At 69.0% G+C, this 17,273-nt stretch carries 11 protein-coding genes; all 11 read right to left on the reverse strand.

Annotated elements, in window-relative coordinates:
* Nucleotides 1-60 precede the first annotated feature (60 nt).
* Complete coding sequence (locus AC156L_RS18510; RefSeq protein WP_484407071.1) at nucleotides 61-3,957, reverse strand: DNA-directed RNA polymerase subunit beta'; 3,897 nt, start codon at nucleotides 3,955-3,957, stop codon at nucleotides 61-63.
* A gap of 107 nt (nucleotides 3,958-4,064) precedes the next feature.
* Nucleotides 4,065-7,547 (reverse strand): DNA-directed RNA polymerase subunit beta, encoded by a 3,483-nt coding sequence (gene rpoB, locus AC156L_RS18515; protein ID WP_259627835.1) that lies wholly within the window; start codon nucleotides 7,545-7,547, stop codon nucleotides 4,065-4,067.
* A gap of 508 nt (nucleotides 7,548-8,055) precedes the next feature.
* Nucleotides 8,056-8,991, reverse strand: coding sequence for a hypothetical protein (locus AC156L_RS18520; RefSeq protein ID WP_484407073.1), 936 nt, complete (start codon nucleotides 8,989-8,991; stop codon nucleotides 8,056-8,058).
* Between the two features lie 17 nt (nucleotides 8,992-9,008).
* Nucleotides 9,009-9,527 carry a nuclear transport factor 2 family protein gene (locus tag AC156L_RS18525; RefSeq protein WP_484407074.1) on the reverse strand — a complete coding sequence of 173 codons (519 nt, stop codon included), beginning with the start codon at nucleotides 9,525-9,527 and terminating at the stop codon, nucleotides 9,009-9,011.
* Nucleotides 9,524-10,768, reverse strand: a complete 1,245-nt coding sequence (locus AC156L_RS18530; protein ID WP_484407075.1) for an MCE family protein — start codon at nucleotides 10,766-10,768, stop codon at nucleotides 9,524-9,526. The genes AC156L_RS18525 and AC156L_RS18530 overlap by 4 nt, the downstream gene beginning before the upstream one ends.
* Nucleotides 10,765-11,916: an MCE family protein gene (locus tag AC156L_RS18535; protein ID WP_484407076.1), complete on the reverse strand. Its 1,152-nt coding sequence runs from the start codon at nucleotides 11,914-11,916 to the stop codon at nucleotides 10,765-10,767. The genes AC156L_RS18530 and AC156L_RS18535 overlap by 4 nt, the downstream gene beginning before the upstream one ends.
* Complete coding sequence (locus tag AC156L_RS18540) at nucleotides 11,913-13,082, reverse strand: MCE family protein (protein WP_484407077.1); 1,170 nt, start codon at nucleotides 13,080-13,082, stop codon at nucleotides 11,913-11,915. The genes AC156L_RS18535 and AC156L_RS18540 overlap by 4 nt, the downstream gene beginning before the upstream one ends.
* Nucleotides 13,082-14,098, reverse strand: coding sequence for an MCE family protein (locus AC156L_RS18545; RefSeq protein ID WP_484407079.1), 1,017 nt, complete (start codon nucleotides 14,096-14,098; stop codon nucleotides 13,082-13,084). Before AC156L_RS18545 ends, AC156L_RS18540 begins: the two co-directional genes overlap by 1 nt.
* Nucleotides 14,086-15,117: an MCE family protein gene (locus AC156L_RS18550; RefSeq protein ID WP_484407080.1), complete on the reverse strand. Its 1,032-nt coding sequence runs from the start codon at nucleotides 15,115-15,117 to the stop codon at nucleotides 14,086-14,088. Before AC156L_RS18550 ends, AC156L_RS18545 begins: the two co-directional genes overlap by 13 nt.
* On the reverse strand, nucleotides 15,114-16,442 hold the full coding sequence (locus tag AC156L_RS18555; protein WP_484407081.1) for an MCE family protein: 1,329 nt from the start codon (nucleotides 16,440-16,442) through the stop codon (nucleotides 15,114-15,116). The genes AC156L_RS18550 and AC156L_RS18555 overlap by 4 nt, the downstream gene beginning before the upstream one ends.
* Entirely contained in the window at nucleotides 16,442-17,272 is an 831-nt protein-coding gene (locus AC156L_RS18560; RefSeq protein WP_484407082.1) for an MlaE family ABC transporter permease, read from the reverse strand. Before AC156L_RS18560 ends, AC156L_RS18555 begins: the two co-directional genes overlap by 1 nt.
* Nucleotide 17,273 lies beyond the last annotated feature (1 nt).

A 17,273-nucleotide genomic window follows, 5' to 3' on the forward strand; every position in this document is an offset into this window, starting at 1 on the left:
GCGGCAGAACGCGGGAAGGCCCCGCGGACCGGGGTCCACGGGGCCTTCCACACGAATCGACTAGCGGTAGTCGCGACCGAAGTCGTAGTCGTCCAGCGGCACCGCCGCGCCAGTGCCCGTGCCGAAGACGTCGGGGGTGTAGTACCCGTCGTCGTACGAGGGGATCGCGTAGGCCGCGGCCCGTGCTTCCTCGGTCGGCTGGACCTGGATGTTGCGGTACCTGTTGATGCCCGTACCAGCCGGGATCAACTTACCGATGATCACGTTCTCCTTCAGACCGATGAGCTTGTCCGAACGGCCGTTGATGGCCGCGTCGGTCAGGACTCGGGTGGTCTCCTGGAAGGAGGCCGCGGACAGCCACGAGTCCGTCGCGAGCGACGCCTTCGTGATGCCCATCAGCACCGGACGGCCTGCCGCGGGCTCGCCGCCCTCGGCGACGACCTTGCGGTTGCCCGCCTCGAAGTCGGCGCGCTCGACCAGGGAGCCGGGGAGGAACTCCGCGGCACCCGAGTCGATGATCGTGACCCGGCGGAGCATCTGCCGGACGATCACCTCGATGTGCTTGTCGTGGATCGCCACACCCTGCGCGCGGTACACCTTCTGCACCTCGTCCACGAGGTGGAGCTGGGCCTCGCGCGGACCCATGACACGAAGGACCTCGTGCGGGTCGGGCGTGCCCTCCAGCAGCTGCTGGCCGACGGTGACGTGGTCGCCGTCCGCGAGCGGGCCGGTGGGCGTGTTGGCGAGCCGCTGGCGCTTCGACAGCTTCTCGAAGACGATCTCCTCGGACCCGTCGTCCGGGATGAGGGTGATCTTCCAGAAGCGGTCGCCGTCCTCCAGGCGAACCCGGCCGTCGACGTCCGCGATGGGCGCCTTGCCCTTGGGCACACGAGCCTCGAACAGCTCCTGCACACGGGGCAGACCGGTCGTGATGTCGTCACCGGCGACACCACCCTGGTGGAACGTGCGCATCGTCAGCTGCGTGCCGGGCTCACCGATCGACTGCGCGGCGACGATGCCGACGGCCTCGCCGACGTCGACGAGCTGGCCCGTCGCCATCGAGCGGCCGTAGCAGCTCGCGCACACACCGACCGGGGTCTCGCAGGTCAGGACCGAGCGGACCTTCACCTTGAGGATGCCCGCCTCGACCAGCTTCGCCAGGGCGGGGTCGCCCAGGTCGTCGCCGCGGTTGAGGAGCAGGTTGCCGTTGTGGTCGTTCAGGTCGTCCGCGATGGTGCGGGCGTACACGCTCGTCTGCGCGAACTCGTGCATGACGACCTTGTCGCCGACCTTCTCACCGACCGGCAGGGTCACGCCGCGGGTGGTGCCGCAGTCGACCTCGCGGATGATGACGTCCTGCGACACGTCCACCAGACGACGGGTCAGGTAACCCGAGTCGGCGGTGCGCAGCGCGGTGTCGGCCAGACCCTTGCGGGCACCGTGCGTGGCGATGAAGTACTCCAGCACCGACAGGCCCTCGCGGAACGAGGCCTTGATCGGACGCGGGATGTACTCGCCCTTCGGGTTCGTCACCAGACCACGCATACCGGCCAGCGACCGGACCTGGGTCATGTTGCCCGCCGCGCCCGACTTCACGATCATGCGGATCGGGTTGTCGTCCGGGAAGTTGGCCTCCATGACCTCGGCGACCTCTTCAGTCGCCTTGGTCCACACCTTGACCAGCTCGTTGTTGCGCTCCACGTAGGAGAGCTGACCGCGCTGGTAGCGCTTCTCGACCGCTTCCGCGAGCTTCTCGTGCTCCTCGAGGATGCCCTGCTTGGCAGCGGGCACGAGGACGTCCGAGATGGCGACGGTGACGCCGGACCGGGTGGCCCAGTAGAAGCCGGCGTCCTTCAGCTTGTCCAGCGTCCGGGCGACGGTGACCATCGGGTACCGCTCGGCCAGGTCGTTGATGATCGTGGCCTGCCGCTTCTTCGGCATGACCTCGTTGATGAACGCGTAGTCCTGCGGCAGGACCTCGTTGAACAGGACGCGACCCAGGGTGGTCGTGGCCAGCCACGGCTGACCGGGCTCCCAGCCCTCGGGCGTCTCGTTCTTCGGCGGGTTCTTGTCCGTGACGCGGATCTTCACCATCGCCTGCAGGCCCAGGACCTTGCGGTCGAACGCCATCAGCGCCTCGGCCGGGGAGGAGTAGGCGTGGCCTTCGCCGAGGTCGCCCTCCTTGTGCCGGGTGAGGTGGTAGAGACCGGTCACCATGTCGAGTCGCGGCATCGCCAGGGGCTTGCCGGACGCGGGCGACAGGATGTTGTTCGACGACAGCATCAGCACGCGCGCCTCGGCCTGCGCCTCGGCGGACAGCGGCAGGTGGACCGCCATCTGGTCACCGTCGAAGTCGGCGTTGAACGCCTCGCACACGAGCGGGTGCAGCTGGATGGCCTTGCCCTCGACCAGCTGGGGCTCGAAGGCCTGGATGCCCAGGCGGTGCAGCGTGGGCGCGCGGTTCAGCAGCACGGGGTGCTCGGTGATGACCTCTTCCAGCACGTCCCACACGGCCGGGCGCGCACGCTCGACCATCCGCTTGGCGGACTTGATGTTCTGCGCGTGGTTGAGGTCGACCAGCCGCTTCATCACGAACGGCTTGAACAGCTCCAGCGCCATCTGCTTGGGCAGACCGCACTGGTGCAGCTTGAGCTGCGGGCCGACCACGATGACCGAACGGCCGGAGTAGTCGACGCGCTTGCCGAGCAGGTTCTGGCGGAACCGGCCCTGCTTGCCCTTCAGCAGGTCGGACAGCGACTTGAGCGGGCGGTTGCCCGGCCCGGTCACCGGGCGGCCGCGGCGGCCGTTGTCGAACAGCGCGTCGACGGCCTCCTGGAGCATCCGCTTCTCGTTGTTGACGATGATCTCGGGCGCGCCGAGGTCGATCAGCCTCTTGAGGCGGTTGTTCCGGTTGATCACGCGGCGGTACAGGTCGTTCAGGTCCGACGTGGCGAAGCGGCCACCGTCGAGCTGCACCATGGGGCGCAGGTCCGGCGGGATGACCGGGACGCAGTCGAGGACCATGCCCTGCGGGTTGTTGCGGGTCGCCTGGAAGGCGGCCACGACCTTGAGCCGCTTGAGCGCACGCAGCTTCTTCTGGCCCTTGCCGCTGCGGATGGTCTCGCGCAGCACGTCGGCCTCGGCGTCGACGTCGTAGTCGCCCAGCAGTCGCTGGATCGCCTCCGCGCCCATGGCACCGGTGAAGTAGTCGCCGTAGCGGTCGTACAGCTCGCGGTACAGCATCTCGTCCGCGATCAGCTGGGCGCGCTCGAGCTTGGTGAACGTGGACCAGATCTCGTCCAGCCGGTCCAGCTCGCGCTGGGCGCGGTCGCGGAGCTGGCGCATCTCACGTTCGCCGCCCTCCTTGACCTTGCGGCGGACGTCGGACTTGGCGCCCTCGGCCTCCAGCTCGGCGAGGTCGGCCTCGAGCTTCTGCGCGCGGCCTTCCACGTCGGCGTCGCGCTTGTTCTCGACGCGCTTGCGCTCGACCTGCATCTCGCTGTCCAACGTGGACAGGTCGTTGTGGCGCAGCTCGGTGTTGACGCCCACGATCACGTAGGCGGCGAAGTAGATGATCTTCTCGAGGTCCTTGGGAGCCAGGTCGAGCAGGTAGCCCAACCGGCTGGGGACGCCCTTGAAGTACCAGATGTGCGTGACCGGAGCGGCCAGTTCGATGTGGCCCATCCGCTCGCGGCGCACCTTGGCGCGAGTGACCTCGACGCCGCAGCGCTCGCAGATGATGCCCTTGAAGCGCACGCGCTTGTACTTGCCGCAGTAGCACTCCCAGTCCCTGGTGGGACCGAAGATCTTCTCGCAGAACAAGCCGTCCTTCTCGGGCTTGAGCGTGCGGTAGTTGATGGTCTCGGGCTTCTTGACCTCGCCGAACGACCACTGGCGAATGTCATCGGCGGACGCGAGACCGATGCGGAGCTCATCGAAGAAGTTGACGTCGAGCACGTCTTCTCTTCTCCCCTTCGGTTGTTGTGCTGGCGCGCGGGCTGCTGTGGAAGTCGGTCACGGGTGGGAGCGCGCGGGAGGCGTGCTCCCACCCGTGACCAGCGAGGTCAGTTGACGACGTCGTCGACTGACGGCGACTCCGACCGCGAGAGGTTGATGCCGAGGTTCGCGGCAGCCCTCTCCAGGTCCTCGTCGTCGCCATCGCGCATCTCGATCGCGGCGCCGTCCGAAGACAGCACCTCGACGTTGAGGCACAACGACTGCAGCTCCTTGAGCAGCACCTTGAAGGATTCCGGGATACCCGGCTCCGGGATGTTCTCGCCCTTGACGATGGCCTCGTAGACCTTCACGCGGCCGAGCACGTCGTCGGACTTGATCGTGAGAAGTTCCTGCAGGGTGTATGCGGCGCCGTACGCCTGCATCGCCCAGCACTCCATCTCACCGAAGCGCTGGCCACCGAACTGCGCCTTACCACCCAGCGGCTGCTGCGTGATCATCGAGTACGGGCCGGTGGAACGCGCGTGGATCTTGTCGTCCACGAGGTGCAGCAGCTTCAGGATGTACATGTAGCCGACCGACACGGGGTGCGGGTACGGCTCGCCGGAGCGACCGTCGAAGAGCTGCGCCTTGCCGTTCTGCTTGACCATCCGCTCGCCGTCGCGGTTCGGGATGGTCGAGCCGAGCAGCCCGGTGATCTCCTCTTCCTGCGCGCCGTCGAACACCGGCGTGGCCGTGTTCGTGTTCGGCTCCACGTGGTAGAGGTCCTCGGGCAGGTTCTTCGCCCAGTCGGCCTCGCCGTCGATGCTCCAGCCCTGCTTGGCGATCCACCCGAGGTGGGTCTCCAGCACCTGGCCGATGTTCATACGACGGGGCACACCGTGGGTGTTCAGGACGATGTCGACCGGCGTGCCGTCCTCCAGGAACGGCATGTCCTCCGCGGGGAGGATCTTGCCGATGACGCCCTTGTTGCCGTGGCGGCCGGCGAGCTTGTCGCCGTCCTGGATCTTGCGCTTCTGGGCGACGTAGACCCGGACCAGCTCGTTCACGCCGGGGGGCAGCTCGTCGTCGTCCTCGCGGCTGAACACGCGGATGCCGATGACCTTGCCGTACTCGCCGTGCGGCACCTTCAGCGACGTGTCGCGCACCTCGCGCGCCTTCTCGCCGAAGATCGCGCGGAGCAGGCGCTCCTCCGGGGTCAGCTCGGTCTCGCCCTTGGGCGTGACCTTGCCGACCAGGATGTCGCCGGGCTGGACCTCGGCGCCGATGCGGATGATGCCGCGCTCGTCGAGGTCCGCGAGGACCTCCTCGGAGACGTTCGGGATGTCCCGGGTGATCTCCTCGGCACCGAGCTTGGTGTCGCGGGCGTCGATCTCGTGCTCTTCGATGTGGATCGAGGTGAGCACGTCGTCCTGCACGAGGCGCTGCGACAGGATGATCGCGTCCTCGTAGTTGTGGCCTTCCCACGGCATGATCGCCACGAGCAGGTTCTTGCCGAGGGCCATCTCGCCGTTCTCGGTGCAGGGGCCGTCCGCGAGGACCTGGCCCTGCTCCACGCGGTCACCCTCGTGGACGATCGGCTTCTGGTTGATGCAGGTGCCCTGGTTCGACCGGCGGAACTTGTGCATCCCGTAGGTCTGGCGGGAACCGTCGTCGGCCATCACCGTGACGTAGTCGGCGGAGATCTCCTCGACGACACCGGTCTTCTTGGCGACGACGACCTCGCCCGCGTCGACCGCGGCGCGCAGCTCCATGCCGGTGCCGACCAGCGGCGCCTCGCTGCGGAGCAGCGGAACGGCCTGGCGCTGCATGTTGGCGCCCATCAGGGCGCGGTTCGCGTCGTCGTGCTCCAGGAACGGGATCATGGCCGTCGCGGCGGACACCATCTGCCGCGGCGAGACGTCCATGTAGTCGACGTCCTCGGGCAGGATCAGCTCGACCTCGCCGCCCTTCTTGCGGACGAGGACGCGCTCCTCGATGAAGTTGCCGTCGAGGTCGATCTGGGCGTTCGCCTGCGCCTTGACGTAGCGGTCCTCTTCATCGGCCGTCAGGTAGTCGATCTGGTCGGTGACCCGACCGTCGACGACCTTGCGGTACGGCGTCTCGATGAAGCCGAACGGGTTGACCCGCCCGTAGGAGGACAGCGAGCCGATCAGGCCGATGTTCGGGCCTTCCGGCGTCTCGATCGGGCACATGCGGCCGTAGTGCGACGGGTGGACGTCCCGGACCTCCATGCCCGCGCGCTCACGGGACAGACCACCCGGACCCAGCGCCGAGAGGCGGCGCTTGTGGGTCAGGCCCGCGAGCGGGTTGGTCTGGTCCATGAACTGCGACAGCTGGGAGGTTCCGAAGAACTCCTTGATCGCGGCCACGACGGGACGGATGTTGATCAGGGTCTGGGGCGTGATCGCCTCGACGTCCTGGGTCGTCATCCGCTCGCGGACCACGCGCTCCATGCGGGACAGGCCCACGCGGATCTGGTTCTGGATCAGCTCGCCGACCGTGCGCAGGCGACGGTTGCCGAAGTGGTCGATGTCGTCGACCTCGACGGGCACCTCGGTCTCGCCGGGCTGCATGGTCGTCTCGCCCGCGTGCAGGCGCACGAGGTACTCGATCGTCGTGACGACGTCGTCCTCGGTGAGCACACCGGTGCTGATCGGGCTGGCCAGGCCCAGCTTCTTGTTGACCTTGTACCGACCGACCTTGGCGAGGTCGTAGCGCTTCTCCTTGAAGAACAGGTTCTCCAGAAGGGCCTGCGCGCTCTCCTTGGTGGGGGGCTCGCCGGGGCGCAGCTTCCGGTAGATGTCGAGCAGTGCCTCGTCGGTGCCGGCGGTGTGGTCCTTCTCGAGCGTCGTGAGGAGGGTCTCGCTGAACGAGAAGCGCTCACGGATCTGCTCGGTGGACCAGCCCAGCGCCTTCAGCAGCACGGTGACCGGCTGGCGGCGCTTGCGGTCGATGCGCACACCGACGGTGTCGCGCTTGTCTACGTCGAACTCCAGCCAAGCACCCCGCGAGGGGATGATCTTGACGCTGAAGACGTCCTTGTCCGTCGTCTTGTCGACGTTCGTGTCGAAGTAGACGCCGGGCGATCGGACGAGCTGGGAAACCACGACCCGCTCGGTGCCGTTGATGATGAACGTGCCCTTGTCGGTCATCATCGGGAAGTCACCCATGAACACCGTCTGGCTCTTGATCTCGCCAGTGGTGTGGTTGGTGAACTCCGCCGTGACGAACAACGGGGCGGCGTACGTCATGTCCTTGTCCTTGCACTCCTCGGTCGAGGCCTTGACCTCGTCGAAGCGCGGGTCGGAGAAGGAGAGGGACATCGATCCCGAGAAGTCTTCGATCGGCGAGATCTCGTTGAGGACCTCTTCGAGGCCGCCCGTCGGCGCCTCGTCACCGGCGTCGATGCGGCGCTGGAACCACGCCTCATCGCCGGTGAGCCATTCGAAGGACTGAATCTGCAGGTCAAGCAGGTTGGGCGTCTTGAGCGGTTCGTGGATCTTCGCAAATGAGACCCGCTTGGGCGCTCCAGGGATCCCCGACGTGGAGTTGGTCGCAGCAGTGGCCTTGGTCGCGCGAGAGATCGCCAAGATGCGTCCTTCCAGGGACTAATTAGCTGGCTAGCAGCGGACTAGCACGGCTGTCAAGGGTGCGGCGCCGCCGTGCGCATCCGTTCTCGGCAGGCTTCCTCCCGGCGAGGAGGGGCCCAACAAGGGGGCAAAACGGGATGAGGGCAGCGCAAAGAAGCAGTCTAGCCACACACACGGCGACTGTCGAGAGGCACCTGGAAGGACCTTTCTCGTGTTCGGAAACAGAGTGACCCTGCCTGCGCCCACAGTCAAGATGCCACGCCTCGATCACTCCGGTGGCGCAAGCCATGTTTACCGGAAGTAACGTCTTTGACCAGCGAAAACACGAGCAGACCAGCGTCGGTGATCGACAACCTGCTCCACGGCGGCTCCACTGAACCGTGTACACCGCGGACAATAATGAGCCCAATACTGTGTCCGGCGTCACGCGTTTAGGGGCTTGAAGTGGATCTTCAACGTCCCGTCGGGCGGTGTGAACGGCGCCGCAGGCCGGTCCCGGCCCGGTCGGCTACCCCGCGTTCGCGCACTTCGCCATCTCGGCCGACTGGTCGCCTGTCTGCCCGAACATCTCCATGTTGTCGACCCTCCAGCGGCCGTCGGAGCGCTGGGCGCCGACGCGCATCATCGCGATGCCCCCGCCGGTCTGGTTGTCGGTCGTGCGAGTGGTGACCTGGTCGATGAACAGCAGGACGGTGGCGCGGTCGCCTTCGAGGGACGTGACGCCGCTGCTCACGACCCTGACCGTGACCACGAGCTTCTGCTCGGGGGCGAGGGTGCGCACCGGTCCGAAGATCGCGTTGTACTGGCACTTGGCCTTGCCGACCAGCAGCTCGTTCGCCGCCTGCTCGGTGGCCGCCACGTCGGCGAAGTTGTAGGAGAAGGCCTTCTCCACCGCCTCGCGGGCCTGGCCGCTGACCTCGGTGGTGCCGCCGGTGTCGACCAGGGCCTGGTTGAACCGGACGTCGCGGCTCCGGGTCTGGAACCAGAGGCCAAGGCAGGCGAGGACCGCGGCGACCAGCACCAGGACCAGCGGGAGCAGCAGCGGGGAACGCGTCCTCCCGCTGTCGCCGGTGTCGACGTCGTCGTCCGCCTCCGGCTCCCCCGGCGTCGGCGAGGAGGTCCGGGTCGACGTCCGCTGGCCCCGGCCGACGGGCTTGACCTCGGGTTCGGCGGTCTCGGTCGGCGTCTCGGCGGACTCGGACGCGGGCTCGGCGGTCTCCGGCTCCGGCTCCACCGTGTCGGACTCGGGCTCGGTGGACTCGGCCGGGGTCTCGACCCGCGGGTCGGCGGCGGCGTCGTCGACCTCGGGCACCTCGACGGCGTCAACGGGCTCGGTGGACTCGGCGGGCGGCGGGGTCGGGCCCGGCCGCCTGTGCAGGCCCGCGACCTTCGGGCGGTAGGCGGGCGTCGACGGGACCGGGCGGCGGCGGGGCGGCGGGGGCACTGGGGAGTCCAATCTGATCAGGCGCCGCCGGCCGCGACGGGGCCGAGCGCGCTGAGCTTCCATCCGGCGTCCGTGCGGCTCAGGTCGGTCTGGTAGCGGTTGACCTTCTTGACCGCCTGGCCGCTCTCCGGTGTCACGGTCGTCTCGACGACCGCGATGACGTGCGCCTGACCCGCGCGGTCGTCGAGTTCGGTGACCGCAGCGTCGAGCACCCGGCTGGTGGTGACCGTCTTCGCGTCCTCGATCTGCTTCTTGCGGGCGTCCCTGCCGGTCTCGATCTCCTCGCGCAGGTCACCGGTGGAGGAGTCCACCCAGCGCGCCAGGTCCTCGTCGACCTTGCGGTAGTCGAGGGTGGTGAAGTTCGCGATGCCGACCTGGCCGACGCGCAGCACCTCGTCGCGCTCGCGCGAGTACTGGACGCCGTCGCCGGTCGCCCCGCTCCACCAGGACACCCCGGCCCAGGCCGCGTACCCGACGGCGAGCACCACGAGCACGGCGCTCAGCGGCAGCGCCCAGCGGCGGATTCCGGTGGTCATGAGTCCTCCTGGCCCGGCAGTCCGAGCAGCTGGCCGAGGCTGGTCAGCACGGGTGGTGGGGCGTCGGCGGTCCCGGTCCCGGCCCGCTCCTGCCCCGGTTGGGTGGTCTCGGCGCCCCTGGGTGTGGTCGGCTGCCCACCGTAGGGCGCGTTCTGGGCTCCGCGCACGGTGGTGGCGCTCCCCCGCGCCAGCGCGCAGTAGGCCTGGGTGTTCAGCGCGACGGGCGTGAGGTCGGTGCCCTGCCTGATCGGCGTGCCCTCGTACCCGACCGTGCAGGGGGCGGGGTCGAACACGTTGAGCGCGAGACCGAAGTGGGCGGTGCCGTCGCCGGGCGCGACGGTGAACCCGCCCGCGACGACGATCGGGTAGGTCACGGCGATCTGCTCCAGGCCGTCCAGCCTGCTGACCAGGATGTTCGACGTGGTCAGCAGGTTCGCGAACACGACCCCGAGGTTGGACCCGCTCTCGCGCAGCAGCCCGGACACCTGGGCGGCGGCCTGCGGGCTCACGGCGATCAGGTTCCGCAGGTCGCCGTCGGAGTTCTTGAGCTGCTCGGCGAGCAGCCGCAGGTCCCCGCTGAACGACCTGATCGCGCTCCCCTGCTGGGCCTGCGTGGTCAGCACGGTCACGCCGTCGGAGAGCAGGGCCTTCGTCCGGGGCAGGTGCTCGGTCGCGGTCTGGGTGAACGAGCGGGTGCTGTCCAGCAGGGCTTGCAGGTCGGGGCCGGTGCCGTTGAACGCGACGTCCAGCTCGTCCACGACGGTGCGCAGCGCGTCGGTCGGCACGGACTTGGCGAACGCGTCGAGGTTCGCGAGGAGGTCGTCGACCGGCGGCGGCGTCCTGGTGGCGCTGCGCGGGATGACCGAGCCCGCCTCCAGGTACGGCCCGTCGTCGCCCTTCGGGCGCAGGTCGACGAACTGCTCGCCGACCGCCGACCGGTTCGCCACCACGGCGTTGAGATCCGCGGGCACGCGCGGCGCGTCCGGGTCGATGTCCAGGTCGACCTCGATGCCGTCCGCGGCCAGGCGCAGCGCGCCGACCCTGCCGATCGTGACGCCGCGGTAGGTGACCTCGGCGTTGGTGAAGATGCCGCCGGAGTCGGCCAGCCTCATGGTCACGACGTAGCCGGACGAGCCGACGAGCCGTCCGAGCCCGACGTACTCCGCGCCGACGAAGCTGACGCCGACCAGCGCGATCACCAGGAACGCGCCGATCTGGAGCTTGATCTTGCGGGGGATCACCGGCCGCCTCCCAGCAGTCCGCCGAGCAGGTCGCCGAGGCCGGTCCCGGTGCCGAGGCCGGGCACCGGGAGGTTGGGCAGCGGCAGGGGCAGCGACGGGAGCGGCTTGCCGTCGAGGCCGGGGACGCCCGGCACCAGTCCCTGGCGCGAGGAGCCCAGGTTGTCGACGATGTTGCCGAGGTCGAGGTCGATGTTCGCGTACAGGTTGGTGTAGTCGCCCTTGATGCCGTCGACCGCCGCGTCCGGGAACGGGTAGGTGAGGAGCAGCTGGAACGCGTTCGGCAGGTTGGTGCCCGCCTCGGCGAGCTTCTGGAGCGTCGGCGTCAGCGCCTTCAGGTCGGCGACCAGGTCGGCCTTGCTCCTGTCGACCGTGTCGACGGCGACGCCGGACAGCTCGTCGAGCGCCTGGAGCAGCGTGACGAGCTGGGTGCGCTGCTCGGCGAGCACCTTCAGGCCGGGTTCGAGGGTGTCGAGCACCCCCCCGATCTGGTCGCGCTGGGCGTTGAGCGTGCCGCCGAGCCTGTTCACGCCGTCCAGCGCCCTGGTGATCTCGGTCTTGTGCCCGTCCAGCTCGGTGACCAGCGTGTTCACGTTGTTCAGCAGCGACCGGATCTCCGGCTCGTTGCCCTCGGTGGCGGCGTTCAGCTCCTTGGCGATGTCCTGGAGCTGAGCCACGCCACCGCCGTTGAGCAGCAGCGACAGGGCCCCGAAGACCTCTTCGACCTCGGGGTTGCGGTTGGTGCGGTCGACCGGGATGAGGGCGCCGTCGGACAGCCTGCCCTCCTCCTCGCCCTCGGCGGGCTTCGCCAGCTCGATGAACTTCTCGCCGAGCAGCGCGGACTGGCGCAGCTTCGCCACGGAGTTGGCGGGCAGCACCACGTCGCCGTTCACGGCCACGGTCACCTGCGCGGTCCAGCCGTCCGGGGCGAGGTCGATCTTCTCCACCTTGCCGACGGCGACGTCGTTTACCTTCACGCCGGCCTGCGGCACGAGGTCGAGCACGTCCTTGAACCGCACGGTCACCCGGTACGGGCGGTCACCGAGGTCGGCGCCACCGGGCAGGGGCATCGTGTAGACGCCGTCGAAGCCGCCGGAGCCGCAGCCCGCGAGCAGGGCCGCCGAGGAGAGCACCACGAGCAGTCGCCTCACCGCGGAACACCCCCCAGCGGCAACGGCAGCGGGAGCTTGCCCTGGCTGAGCGAGCCGAGCGCCTCGGCGGGCGTGGGCAGCGGCAGCGCGCCGGTCAGCACGGGTTCGAGCTGTGAGCACACCTGCGACAGCGCGAGCGGGACGCTGCCGGGCTCGACCTGCTGGACCAGCTTGCAGACGAGCACGATCGGCGGCTGGTTCAGCTCGTTGATGTCGGCCCTGGTGTCGAGGGTCCCCGACGCGGCGTTGTAGGAGTTCTGGAGGTTGCCGAGCGCGAGCGGGGCGACGTCGAGGGTCTCGGCGAGCGCGGCGCGCTGCTTCACCAGGACACCGGTGATCGACGCCAGCTTGTCCACGTTGGACTTCAGCACCGCGCGGTTGTCCCTGATGAACCCCTGCACCTGTCCGAGGGCGTTCGCCAGCTCGGTCAGCGCGGCACCGAGGTTCTCCCGCTCGTCGGCGAGGAACCCGGCGACCTCGGCGAGCTGCGCGGTGAAGTCGCGGACCTGGCTGTCGTTGGCCGCCAGCATGGCGGTGAAGCTCGACAGGTTGTCGACGGTGGCGAACAGGTCCTCCTTCGAGCCGGAGAGGGTCCTGGTCGCGTCGCCGAGGTTCTTGATGGTGTCGTTGAGGGCCTGGCCGTTGCCGTCGAGGTTCTTCGCGGCGCTGGTGAGCAGGTCCGACAGGGCGCCGTCCTGGTTGGCGCCGTTCGGGCCGAGCGCGGTGGTGAGCTCGTCCAGGCTGGCGTACAGCTCGTCCAGCTCCACGGGGGTCGCCGTGCGCTCGCGCGGGATCACCACGTCGTCGCCCATCGTCGGACCGGAGGTGTAGGCCGGGGCGAGCTGCACGTACCGGTCGCTGACCACGCTCGGCGCGACGACGACGGCCTGCGCGTCGGCGGGCACCTCCACGTCGCGGTCGAGCGTCATCACGACCCGCACGAGCCTGCCCTCGGGCGTGACGTCCTCGATGGTGCCGACCTTCACGCCCAGCACCCGCACGTCCGAGCCGGGGTAGAGCCCCACCGCGGCGCCGAACAGCGCGGTGACCCTCCGCTCGTTCACGCCGGAGAAGATCCACCACAGCGCCGCCGTGGCGACCAGCGCCAGCACGCACGCCATCGCCAGCGCTCGGCCGAGGTCGCGGCCCACCTTCGTGGTCGCCACTACTTCCCCCTCTGCACGCCGGGGGGCAGGCAGCCCTCTTCGTTGAACCCGACCACGCCGAGGTTCACCGAGGGGGGCAGCAGGCCGCAGATGTACACGTCGAACCAGCGCCCGTTGCCCAGGGTGTTCGCGAACACCCGGTAGAACGGGGCCATCAGCGCGATGCCCTTGTCGAGGCTGTCCTGGTTGCGCTGCAACATGGTCGTCACCCGCTCCAACTGCTCCAGCGCGGGCCGCAGCTGCGCGTTGTTGTCCGCCACGAGCCCGGTCAGCTCGGTCGACAGGTCACGGGTCCCCTTGAGCAGCAACGAGATCGCGTCCTTGCGCTTGCGCAGCTCCCCGAGCAGCAGGTTGCCGTCGGACAGGAGCTTCTCGAACTGCTCGTTGCGGTCGGCCAGCGTCTTGGTGATGTCCCTGGTGTTCCCCAGGAGCTTCGCGAGCTGCTCGTCGCGCGAGGAGATCGTCTTCGACAGCGCGGACAGACCGTCCAGCGCGCCGCGGACGCTGTCCGACGAGCCCTCGAACGTCTGGGAGAGCACGTCGAAGCTGTCGGCGAGCTGCTTGGTGTCGATCTGCCCGACCGTGGTGGCGAGGCCGTTGAACGCCTCCTGCACGTCGTACGGGGCGAGCGTGCGGTCCTTCGGGATCGGTCGGCCGGGGTCCATCGGCAGCGTGCCCTGCGGGTCCAGCGCCACGAACTTCTGGCCCAGCAGCGTCTTGATCCGGATGGCCGCGGTGGTGCGGTCGCCGACCCAGGCGTCCTTGACCTTGAACGACACCCGCACGACGCCGCCGTCCAGCTCCACCTCGGTCACCTTGCCGACCTTCACGCCCGCGACCCGGACCTCGTTGCCGGACACCAGGCCCGCGGCCTCGCTGAACTCGGCGGAGTACGTGGTGCCGCCGCCGATGATCGGCAGGTCGTCGGAGTAGAACGCGGCGAGGAGCAGCAGTCCGATCAGCGTGAGGCTGATGGCTCCGACGGTGATCGGGTTCCGTTGTTTCATCGCCGGCACCTCTGCTGGGTCACGGGCAGGGCGGTGATCGGGATCGGGTTCGGGATCACCGGTGGCACGGCGACCTGGCCGGTGCCCTCGCAGAGGAAGAAGTTGAACCACGAGCCGTAGGTCGCGGTGCGGGTGATCGTCTCCAGCTTGTTGGGCAGCCGCTGGATGGCGCCCTCGACGACGGCCTCGTTGTCGGCGAGGTTCTTCGACACCAGGCCGAGCGCGGCGATGTCGTCCTTCAACGGCTGCCGCGCCTGGTCGAGGAGCCCGGCGGTGGTCGACGTGAGGTCGCCGAGCGCGGTGATCGCGTCACCGATCGGCTGGCGGTCCTGCGCCAGGCCGGACACGAGCTGCTGCACGGTCGTGACGAGCGTCGAGAGCTGCTCGCCGCGCGAGTTCACCGTGTCGAGCACCCCGTTGAGGTTGTCGATCACCTCGCCGATGACCTGGTCCTTGCCCGCGAGCGTCGACGTGAGCGAGGCGGTGTGCCGCAGCAGGCTGTCGATCGTGCCGCCCTCGCCCTGGAGGACCTGGATGATCTCGTAGGACAGCTTGTTGACGTCCTCGGGGTTGAGCGCCTGGAACAGCGGCTTGAACCCGTTGAACAGGACGGTCAGGTCGAGCGCGGGCCTGGTGCGCTCCAGCGGGATCACACCGCCCTCGGGGAGCACCGCGCCGACGTCGCCCACGCCCTGCTCCAGCGCGATGTACCGCTGGCCGACGAGGTTGCGGTACTTGATCGTCGCGGTGGCCGACGCGGGCAGCGCCCGGTCGCCGTCGATGCTGAACTCGACCTCGGCGAGCCGCCGGTCGACCACGCGGACGTCCTCGACCTGGCCGACGCGGACGCCCGCGATGCGGATGTCGTCGCCCTCGTTCAGCGCGGTCACGTCGGTGAAGCGCGCGGTGTAGCCGGTGGCGCTCGTCAGGCTCACGTTGGCGATCGTGACCGCGAGCAGCGTGGTCGCCAGGACCGTCACGACGGCGAAGGCGATCAGCTTGATCAGCGGGGCCGCGAGTCCTCTCACCTCACCGTCACCTCCGTCCCGCGGTAGAGCGGGCCGAGCAGCAGGCTGGTGAAGCTGGGCATCTCGTCGCTGCGCACGCCGACCTCGGCGCTGAGCAGGACGGCGAGCATCCGCTGCTCCTCCGGCGAGTTCGCGATGCTCTGCGCCGACACGGCCGACGGGCTCGTCGTGCCCCCGTTGGCTGCCGTGGCGGGCGGCAGGACGCCGTCGTTGGCGCTGCGGGCGGCCGGTGGCGGCGTCGAGCCGTCGACCAGCGGCCCCTCCGGCGGGTACTGCGGGAACGGGTCCGGGCGCGGGATGATGTCGTAGCAGCGCGGGCCGCGCTTGTCGCCGTACACCGGCTCGTCCTGGTTCGGCAGGTACTTGCCGCGGTTCGCGGTGATCTCCATGGTGATGTGCAGGCCGGGCTTGTTCGTGCCTGCGCCGAACGCCTCGCTGATCACCGGCGCGAACTCCGTGAGCCCCTTGAGCAGGCACGGGTACTCGGGCGCGTACTTGGCCAGCAGCTCCAGCGTCGGACGGCTGGTGCCCGCGAGCTGGATCAGGTTGTTCTTGTTGACCGCCAGGAACCCGGTCAGGTCGCGCGAGGTCGTCGTCAGGTCGCCGTACACCGCCAGCAGGTTGTCGCGCTGCTCGACGATGGTCCGGCTGGTGGTGGTCGCGTCGGTGAGCGCCCGCACGAGGTCCGGCGCGGCGTCGGAGTAGACGTCGCTGACGTCGGCGAGCCTGCTGATGCCCTCCTTGAGCGCGGGCAGCTGCGGGTTCAGCTCACCGAGGTAGGAGTCGAGCTGCACCAGGGTCTGGCCGAGCGGCTCGCCTCGGTTGTCCAGCGCCTGCGAGACCGCGGTCAACGTGGTCGCGAGCTTCTCCGGCTGCACGGCCTGGAGCACCGGCATCAGGTCGTTGAGCACCTGCTCCAGCTCGATGGCGCTGCTGGAGCGGTCCTGCTCGATGACCGAGCCCTCGGTGAGGTGGTCCCCGCCGCCGTCCTTCGGCAGCACCAGGCTCACGTACCGCTCGCCGAACAGCGTCTTCGGCAGCAGCCGCGCGGACACGTCCTTCGGGATGAGGTCGACCTTGTCCGGTTGCAGCGCCAGCTCCAGCTCGGCGCCGTCGCCGGTGCTGCGGATCTCGCGGACCTCGCCGACGATCAGGCCGCGCACCTTCACGTCCGACGCCGCGAGCAGCTGGTTGCCGACGTGGTCGGTCTTCAGCGTCACGGTCACGACCTTGGTGAACGCGTTGTCGTACAGCGCCACCGTGAGGGCGAGGAACACCACGATGACGGTGAGGAACACGACGCCGAGCAGCCGTTGCCTGATCATCAGCCCGCGATCCTCACCGTCGTCGTGGTGCCCCAGATCGCCAGGCTCAGGAAGAAGTCGAGCAGGCTCGTGGTGACGATGGCGGTGCGCACCGCGCGGCCGACGGCCACGCCGACCCCCGCCGGGCCGCCGCTGGCGCGGTAGCCGTAGTAGCAGTGGGTCATGATGATCACCACGGCGAACACCAGGACCTTGCCGAACGACCAGAGGACGTCGACCGGCGGCAGGAACAGGGTGAAGTAGTGGTCGTACGTGCCCGCGGACTGGCCGTAGAACTGCACGGTGATCGTCCTGGCGGCGAGGTAGCTGGTCAGCAGGCCGATCACGTACAGCGGGATGATCGCGACGAAGCCCGCGATGATCCGGGTCGTGACCAGGTACGGCATCGACGGGATGCCCATGACCTCCAGCGCGTCGATCTCCTCGGAGATCCGCATCGCGCCGAGCTGCGCCGTGAAGCCGGAGCCGACCGTCGCCGAGAGGGCGAGGCCCGCGACCAGCGGGGCGATCTCGCGGGTGTTGAAGTACGCGCTGACGAACCCGGCGAACGCCGACGTGCCGATCTGGTTGAGCGCGGTGAAGCCCTGGAGGCCCACGACCGTGCCGGTGAACACCGACAGGCCGATCATCACGCCGATCGTGCCGCCGATGACGGCCAGCGCGCCGCTGCCGAAGCTGACCTCGGCCAGCAGCCGGAGCGTCTCGCGCAGGTAGCGGCGCAGCACGCGCGGCGTCCACGCGAGGGCGCGGAGGTAGAACCAGAGCTGGTCGCCGAAGCCGTCCAGCGCCTGGAGCGGGCGGTTCGCGGCCTTGCGGAAGTCGATGGCCACC

It is taken from the genome of Umezawaea sp. (assembly GCF_057122925.1).